The 7,942-nt window shown below is 55.0% G+C and carries 5 protein-coding genes; 4 read left to right on the top strand and 1 reads right to left on the bottom strand.

The window, feature by feature from the left end; genetic code table 11:
* The first annotated feature begins 72 nt into the window (after nucleotides 1-72).
* Complete coding sequence (locus tag Q0J75_RS05190; protein ID WP_297197684.1) at nucleotides 73-2,214, top strand: methyl-accepting chemotaxis protein; 2,142 nt, start codon at nucleotides 73-75, stop codon at nucleotides 2,212-2,214.
* Nucleotides 2,215-2,321: 107 nt separating this feature from the next.
* On the opposite strand, the gene Q0J75_RS05195 is transcribed toward Q0J75_RS05190, so the two are convergent.
* Nucleotides 2,322-3,413: a hypothetical protein gene (locus tag Q0J75_RS05195; RefSeq protein WP_297197687.1), complete on the bottom strand. Its 1,092-nt coding sequence runs from the start codon at nucleotides 3,411-3,413 to the stop codon at nucleotides 2,322-2,324.
* A gap of 339 nt (nucleotides 3,414-3,752) precedes the next feature.
* Here Q0J75_RS05195 and Q0J75_RS05200 point away from each other — a divergent pair, with 339 nt between their 5' ends.
* The 3 genes from Q0J75_RS05200 to Q0J75_RS05210 all read left to right on the top strand — a co-directional run bounded on the left by Q0J75_RS05200 (nucleotide 3,753) and on the right by Q0J75_RS05210 (nucleotide 7,814).
* A complete protein-coding gene (locus Q0J75_RS05200) occupies nucleotides 3,753-5,186 on the top strand; it encodes a PLP-dependent aminotransferase family protein (protein ID WP_297197692.1) in 1,434 nt (477 codons plus the stop codon).
* A 16-nt stretch (nucleotides 5,187-5,202) separates the two neighbouring features.
* Nucleotides 5,203-6,492, top strand: a complete 1,290-nt coding sequence (locus tag Q0J75_RS05205; protein WP_297197695.1) for an amidohydrolase — start codon at nucleotides 5,203-5,205, stop codon at nucleotides 6,490-6,492.
* A 68-nt stretch (nucleotides 6,493-6,560) separates the two neighbouring features.
* On the top strand, nucleotides 6,561-7,814 hold the full coding sequence (locus Q0J75_RS05210) for an MFS transporter (protein ID WP_297197698.1): 1,254 nt from the start codon (nucleotides 6,561-6,563) through the stop codon (nucleotides 7,812-7,814).
* The last annotated feature ends 128 nt before the right edge of the window (nucleotides 7,815-7,942 follow it).

Raw genomic sequence — 7,942 nt, forward strand, 5'->3', positions numbered from 1 at the left:
TGTGAGAAAGCCGCGCTGCGGCGGCTGGAGAGAACCGCCTGGTACGAAAAAACAAGGAAAAATGGTGATCACATGAAATTTGGTATCGTGCAAAAGCTTTTGCTTGGCATCCTGCTGCCGTTGGTACTGGTACTGGGACTCATCGGCGTATTTCTTGGGATGCAGGTTTCCGGCACCGTACGGGAAATGATGACCCAGACATTGACGGCCCAGACCCAGACAGGCGCCAAGGAGGTAGACGCCTACCTGTCCCAGTATTTTGGCGCTGTGGACGGCATGCTGCAGTCCGACGTGCTGCTCAGTGTGGCCACCGATCCGAATAAGGCCATCTTTGACGACGCTGCGGAATTTACCAGACTGGTGGGCGAGCTTCAAAGGATGCAGGAGACCTATCAGGACAATGTTTTAAACGTTTGGTATATGGACATTGCCGCCAACGAAATAGTCTTGCAGGACAACAGCCGCCTGCTGGGCTCCGAGGTGGATTTCACCCAGCGGGAGTGGTACATCAAATGCTCCCAGCAAAAGAAGACCATCATTACCAGCGCCTATGAGGACGGCAGCAGCCACCAGATGGTGGTAACCATTGCCGGGCCGGTAATGGTCAACGGCCAGATGCGTGGCGTGGTGGGTATCGACGTCAGCCTGGAGGAATTGAGCGCCTCCTTGAATTCCATTGCCATCGGCGAGGGCGGCTACATCGTACTGATTGACTCGGCCAATGTGATCCTGTCCAGTCCCGACCCCTCCCTGGTGGGCCAGTCCGCCTCTCAGGTGGGATGCTCCCAGGATATGACCGATGTGCTGCTCAATAATCAGACGGTAGAGGGTATGCCCTACACCCAAAACGGTAATACCTACTACGGCAGTACTGTCTATCTCAGCGATTTTGGCTATCAGCTTTTAGGCGTGCTGCACGCCTCGGAGTTTGACGGGCACATCGTCAGCACCGTCCGGCTGGTTATCATCGGCTTTGTGCTCTGCGCCGTACTGCTGGCCGCTATCGTGACCCTGCTGGCGGTTTCCATCACCAGCCCCCTGAAAAAGCTGAGCAAGGTGGCCGGACATCTGGCTGACGGAGAACTGAATGTGGATTACCAGGCCAAGGGCCATGACGAGGTGGCGGCGCTGGGCGCGTCCATCTCCCGCATTGTGGAGCGTCTGAAAACCTATATCCAGTATATCGACGAGCTGTCCGCCGTGTTGCATCAGATCGGGCAGGGCAATCTGGTATTCCAGCTGGAACATGATTACCAGGGGGAGTTCTCCAAGTTGAAGGACGCTCTGCTTCAGATCCAGCGCAATATGTCCAATACTCTGGCCAGCGTGGCCCAATCCGCCGTTCAGGTAAACATGGGGGCCGATCAGATCGCCAGCGGCGCCCAGGCCCTGGCCCAGGGCGCCACCGAGCAGTCCTCCGCCGTTCAGGACCTGTCCGACACGGTACGGGAGCTGGAGGAAAAGGTCACCAGAGGCGCCCAGCAGGCCGGCGAGGTGATCGCCCGCCTGGAACTGGTAAAGGATCAGGTGGACGCTAGCAACGGTCAGATGCAGGATATGCTGACGGCCATGGGAGACATCAGCCGCCACTCCAGCGACATTGGTAAAATCATCAAAACCATTGACGACATTGCCTTCCAGACCAATATCCTGGCTCTGAACGCAGCGGTAGAGGCCGCCCGGGCCGGTGAGGCGGGCAAGGGCTTTGCCGTGGTAGCCGATGAGGTGCGCAGCCTGGCGGGCAAGAGCGCCGCTGCCGCCAGAGAGACCAACGACCTGATTGAACGCTCTGTTCAGGCGGTCAAGCAGGGCGAGGGAATCGCCCGTTCCACCGCCGACGCCCTGGCCGCCGCCGCCGGCAGCTCCGGTGAAGTGGTGGCGGCCATTGAGCAGGTGACCCGGGACTATCAGGAGCAGGCAAACCACCTGCGAACCATCGCCTCCGGGGTGGATCAGATCTCCACCGTGGTACAGACCAACTCGGCCACTGCCGAGGAGAGCGCCGCCGCCAGTGAGGAGCTGGCCGGTCAGGCCTCCTATATGCAGGAGGAGATCAGCCATTTCCGCCTGCAGCAGTCGTCGGAATTTTCTCCTTCCGTCCCGAGGCATACAACGGACGATGTGGACAAAGCTCCCGCACCTGCGCCCGCTGATAAAAGAGAGGAAGTTCCCTCCGTTTCGTCCATGTATCAGTCCAGCGGCGGAAAGTATTGACCGTTTCATAAAAGACCCGGTTTCCTTTCTTGCTCAACCACCATGGGGGTGTTGCAGAAAAATGCAACACCCCCATAATTTTGCCCATACAACGGACCGCTTTCGCTTTAGGTTCCCTGGGCCAGATCCAAAAAATCCTGGATGATCTGGTCGCCCCGTGCAGCCACCTGTTCAAAATCCACATGGGGATTGTACAGCTCCTCCAGCTGGTCGTGCATGGCTTTGGCCTGGGCCAGAGAGGCCACCGCCTCCTCCAACAGGGCGGCGGACACCTTGCGGGAAAAACGCAGCCGGGACCGATTCCGCCGCAGCAGCTCCTGGTCGGCCATGGCGTCCAGCCGGATACGGCGATAGGGCCGGCGGGGCCAGGGCTGCTCCGGGGTGGTACTGACAAAGGCCAGGGAGAGGGAAGGAATGAGCAGGTGGGCCATGCGGTCCGGGAAGAGGGGGTCCGGGCAGGCCACCACATCGTGGCCCGCCGCCATGGCCCCCGCCGCCAGACAGGTCAGCATGGTGTGGGCCAGGCCGTAGGTATCCGCCAGCTCGTAGACCCGGCCACACTGGGCCTCTACCGTGCCATATTCCCGCAGTACCCCCTGCCAGGTAATGGCCCCCAAAAACCGCTGTACCGACCGCCCGGCCTGGTCCCCCTCTCGCTTGATCTCCCGGGAGAGGATCCCTCTGACCCGCTTGGCCATCCGGGCCTCCAGGGCGGGGGTGAGCAGGGGGGTGCGCATATCCTCTTCCAGCTGGGCGGCGGCGGTGAGGCAGCGATAGGCCCGGCTGTAGCAGCCCTTATACCCCTTCATGCACCCCTTCAGCTCTTGTCCCACCTCCTGAAGGGCAACCCGGTCATAGCAATCCCCCAGATTGACATAGCTCTCCACCAGACCGGGATACCGGGGCTCCACCACATGGGGGGCGGTACCGTCCACCACCGCCGCCCCCAGGGCAGGGATCACCACCGCATCCAGGGAGTCGGGGTCGCCGGAGCAACGGACATACTCCACAGAATAGCCCGCCTCCTCCAGGGCTTTCCCCACCTGCTTCATCAGGGTGGACTTGCCGCAGCCCGGTCCCCCCTTCAGGATGCGCACATCCCTGGCCCGTTCCGGGTCGATGAGCTGGTCGTACAGGGAATAAAAGCCAGAGGGCGCGTTGGCCCCTAAGTAATAACAAATCCTTGCCTCTGCTTCCATAAAAGACCCTCCAAGTGTAAGTTTCTCACTTTCAGGGTATGCAAAGGCAGGTTGGACGGTGCGCCGGTCACACCTCCATTTCCACACATGATTCCATTGTCTTCCACCGTATTTACATCTTATGAAATTAAAACCCTCACACCCATACCTCCTTCCATCATCCAGCAATTGGATTTTTCTATATTGGTACCTGCTTGTTATAATGGACTATGCCAAAATATTGATATGGTACTTTTGGGCCAGGCAAGTTACTGATATAATTCCCAAAAAGGCAGTTGCAGACCGGCCAGAAGTTCACATTTCACACAAAATGACAAGTCCATCGTGAAAGAAGGATCTATGAACATCAAAATCAATCGGATCAGCCAGACTCCGCTGTACCTTCAGATCAAATGCGCCATCCAAAATCTGATCCTGTCAGGCGAAATTGTCCCAGGCTATAAAATGCCTTCTGAACGAAAGCTGGCGGATGAGCTGTCTGTACATCGCAACACTGTCATTAAAGCTTACTACGAACTGGTGGACCAAGGATACCTGATTGTCTCCTCCAAGCGGCCAAAGGGATACTTTGTCAAGGAAATTGCCCAGGACAACTTCCCATTTACCCGTTTTTTCCCTTTGGAAAAAATGATTCGCTACCACTTCAACGATAAAGAAAAGCTCTTTCTGGATATTTTCTGCCGTTCGGACCGCCGTGATTATATCTCTCTGGGCGGCATTATTATGGATGAGAGCGCCTATCCCGCAGAAGAAATTGGGGAAATCGTGCGGGATTTGGTCCACGGACCCCGGGACGAAGCCGCTCGGATGAAAAAGAATATCTGCTCGCTTCTGTTTAAAGAAAATATGTACGTCAGTCCAAAAAATATCCAGCTCGTCTCAGAAACCAATCAGGCGTTAAACCACATCATGTCCCTCTATGTGAAGGCAGGCGACTATGTGATTGCGGAGGAGCCCGTAGTACCCGACAACGCCAGTATGTTCCGAAACAAGGGCATCCATTTGGTCACAGTCCCTATGGAGCCAGACGGCATGGACATCTTTCAGCTGGAGGCCACCATTAAAAAATATGCTCCGAAATTCATCTACACAATGCCCAATTACCACAATCCCACAGGCATCGTCATGTCCCTGGAAAAACGGCAAAAGCTTCTGGAGTTAGCTGGGAAGTACTGTATTCCCATCATCGAGGAGGACTCACAGCGGGATTTCCGCTATGTGGGAAACCGCTTGCCCAGCCTATACGCCCAGGATAAATACCGCTCTGTTATATACATTGATTCTTTTACGCTTACCTTCCCCTGCGGGATCAAAACCGGCTATATTGTGGGTCCCCCCGATATGATCGAAACCCTGGGGCGGCTCATTATGGTGGATGAGACTTTCGTCAGCAGTTTTGGTCAATACCTGCTCAATGAATACATTGAACGGGGTTACTTTGAGCAGCACACAGCCTGGTTAGCCGCCCACTATTCCCATAAGCTGGATCTTCTATGCCGGTGCCTGGATCAGATTGCCCATTTGGGAATCCATTATACCAAACCAAAAGGCGGACTTCTGCTCTGGTGTACTTTAGATGAGCACATCAACGAGCGCAAGCTCTTTCAGGAGGCGGAAAAACGCGGCTTACTTATTGTTCCCGGGTTTCTATTCTATCCCCAAGGATATGAAGGCAGCGGCCATATCCGGCTCTGCTTTTCCAATATCAGCGATGAAGACATTCAAAAAGCAACCCAAATTTTGGGTGAGGCGCTGAAACTCAGCGCACAATAAGGTCTGGAGGGGTTCCATGAATCAGTTAGTAAAGTACCGCAGAGAATTTCATCACTACCCTGAGAACGGATGGCGGGAGTATCGGACAAGCGCCCGGATCGCCGAAATCCTGACCGGCCTTGGATATACGGTATCCATGGGCCCCGACGTAATTGAGCCGGACAGCGTGGGCGCGCCAGAGCGTCTGAGCCAGGAGCAAATCCAGGCAGAAATGGAGCGGGCCGTCCGCCAGGGTGCAAACCCGGAGTTTGTAGCCAAGACCAAGGGCTGGCCTGGGGTCATGGCAGTATTGGACACCGGTCGTGAGGGACCTGTATCTGCCATGCGCTTTGATATCGACTGCCTGCCCTATGACGAACCTCAGAAAAAGGGATATCGCCCCTATGACAAAGGCTATTTTTCCTGCAATCCTCAGTCGGTCCACGCCTGTGGACACGATGGCCACACAGCCATCGGCCTTGGCATTGCGGAAGAGCTGCTCCGGCAAAAGGACCAGCTGAAAGGAAAAATCAAGCTCTTCTTCCAGCCTGCTGAGGAGACCTTCTACGGGGCACAATCCATTGTGGACAAGGGCCATCTGGATGATGTAATGAACTTCATTGCGGTACATATCGCCCTGAGTGCAGAAAATAAGCCCCTTCCCTCTCATACCATTGCCTGCGGCTGCCGGGATTTTCTCAGCGACCGCCAGCTGGACGTCTATCTGGAGGGCAAGGCGGCCCATCCATGCGGCGCCTCACAAGACGGCAAAAATGCGCTGTTGGCAGCCTGTTCCGCCGCGCTGAATATCCACAGCATTGCCCCCCATGAGGCTGGGCTATGCCGGGTCAATGTGGGTGAGATCCACGCCGGTGTCTGTGCCAATACCATTGCCCCCAACGCCATGATGCGTATTGAGTACCGGGGCCAGTATCCCGTCATTTCGGAATATGCCGGCAAGCGCATTTTCGATATCCTGGACGGTACTGCCAAGGCATATGACCTGAATTATCACTATGTGGACTACGGCGAAGTACCTGCCGGCGCCAGCGATTACGCTATGATGGAAATTGTGGAACGCGCCGCCAAACAGGTACCATGGTTCCAGACCGTGTACTTTGAAGGGAATGTAGGGGGCACCGACGATGCCGCGGTGATGCTGACCAAAGTACAGCAGAATGGCGGCATTGGCGCCTATGTGGGTATCGGTGCGGATGCCACCAGCACCGTCCATGACCCGGAATTTGACTTTGACGAAGATTGTTTACAGGCGGCAGTGGATGTATGTGTACTGGCCCTGGGGGAGATTCACCGCATCAACGCCTGAAGCAATACAGTGTGTGGCCGCTTACAAGTGCGGCGGGTCCCGAATGAACACAGAGGAGGAATTGTCAAATGGCTCAAAAAGTCGCATCAAAACTAAGGGGCAATCTATGGAGGCTGATTATCCTGGCCATCGCCGGCTCCCTGATCTATGGTCTGCCCTACTTCCGCACCTACTATTATGACGCATATCTGCAAACCTACAACCTGACCAATACCCAGATGGGCACTTTGGGCTCTATGTTTGGTGTGTTTGGTATGATTTCCTATCTGTTCGGCGGCGTGGTGGCCGACTTCATTTCCCCTAAAAAGCTGATCTCCCTGTCTCTGATTCTAACTGGTGTAGCTGGATTTTTCCATCTCATTGCTACCAACTATACCACACTTCTGATTATTTACCTGGTGTGGGGCTTTACCGCTCTGTTTGCTTTCTGGCCCGCCTTGCTGAAAGGCATCCGAAGCCTGGCCTCTGCCGATGAACAGGGCAAGGCCTTCGGTTTCATGGAAGCCGGACGCGGTGTGACCAATGCCGCCCATCTGGCCATTGCTCTGGCCATCATTACCGCTGTCAGTAAGAGCTCCGGCGGCGGCGATAGCCTGACGGCTGCCGGCCTGAAAGCTGGTATTATTTTCTACTCTGTCGTGGTCATTTTGCTTGGTGTGTTGGTGCTGCTGTTCTTCAAAGACCCCCAAACCTCGGATAAGTCTGAGCGGTTCAATTTCAAACAGGTTATGACCGTAATCAAACTGCCCCAGGTGTGGATTCTCTGTCTGATCCTGTGCTGCACGTATGTTATGAATATGTCCTACGCCTATTTCAATCCCTATGCCACTTCCGCTTTTGGCATGGCTATGATCGGCGGGACCATCGTGACCATTATGGCAGACTACATCCGTCCCTTCGCCTCTATCGGCGGCGGCGTACTGGCAGACCGTATGGGCCGCCCCAAGATTATGGTGTTTTCCTTCCTGATTATGGCCATAGGCACCTTTGCCATCGCCCTGTTCCCCGCCATGAACGTCCCTATCTTCGTTATTCTGTGCGCCATCATTTATGTCGGTATGTACTGCAACTACGGCATTGTGTTCTCCCTGATGGAAGACGGTGGTATTCCTATGGATATTTCCGGTACCGCCATCGGCTTGATCTGCACCATCGGCTATCTGCCTGAAGTCATTTGTCCGCTTGTCGCCGGCAGTATTTTGGACACCTATTCCGCCATGGGCTATAAATACTATTTTATTGCCGTAGGCGTCATTATGCTCATCGGTATCGTTGGTATGGTAATCTGGAACCGCAGCCTGAAGAAAAAGGCCGACAATTAAACCTTTCCCCCAGACAAAGCGCTGTGAGGGTGTTGCAAAACACAACACCCTCAAGGCACATCCCGATAAGAAAACATCGTGGGGCAAGAGAGAAACGGTATAGCTTCGGCTATGCCGTTTTTCTCATT

This window comes from uncultured Flavonifractor sp., assembly GCF_944385615.1.
In the GTDB taxonomy this organism is placed as follows: Bacteria; Bacillota; Clostridia; order Oscillospirales; family Oscillospiraceae; genus Flavonifractor.

What these genes read in the sequence shown, in the direction of transcription:
- Q0J75_RS05205 (WP_297197695.1), top strand. Translation starts at nt 5,203, where the DNA reads ATGAATCAGTTAGTAAAGTACCGCAGAGAATTTCATCACTACCCTGAG.
- Q0J75_RS05200 (WP_297197692.1), top strand. Translation starts at nt 3,753, where the DNA reads ATGAACATCAAAATCAATCGGATCAGCCAGACTCCGCTGTACCTTCAG.
- Q0J75_RS05195 (WP_297197687.1), bottom strand. Translation starts at nt 3,413, where the DNA reads ATGGAAGCAGAGGCAAGGATTTGTTATTACTTAGGGGCCAACGCGCCC.
- Q0J75_RS05210 (WP_297197698.1), top strand. Translation starts at nt 6,561, where the DNA reads ATGGCTCAAAAAGTCGCATCAAAACTAAGGGGCAATCTATGGAGGCTG.
- Q0J75_RS05190 (WP_297197684.1), top strand. Translation starts at nt 73, where the DNA reads ATGAAATTTGGTATCGTGCAAAAGCTTTTGCTTGGCATCCTGCTGCCG.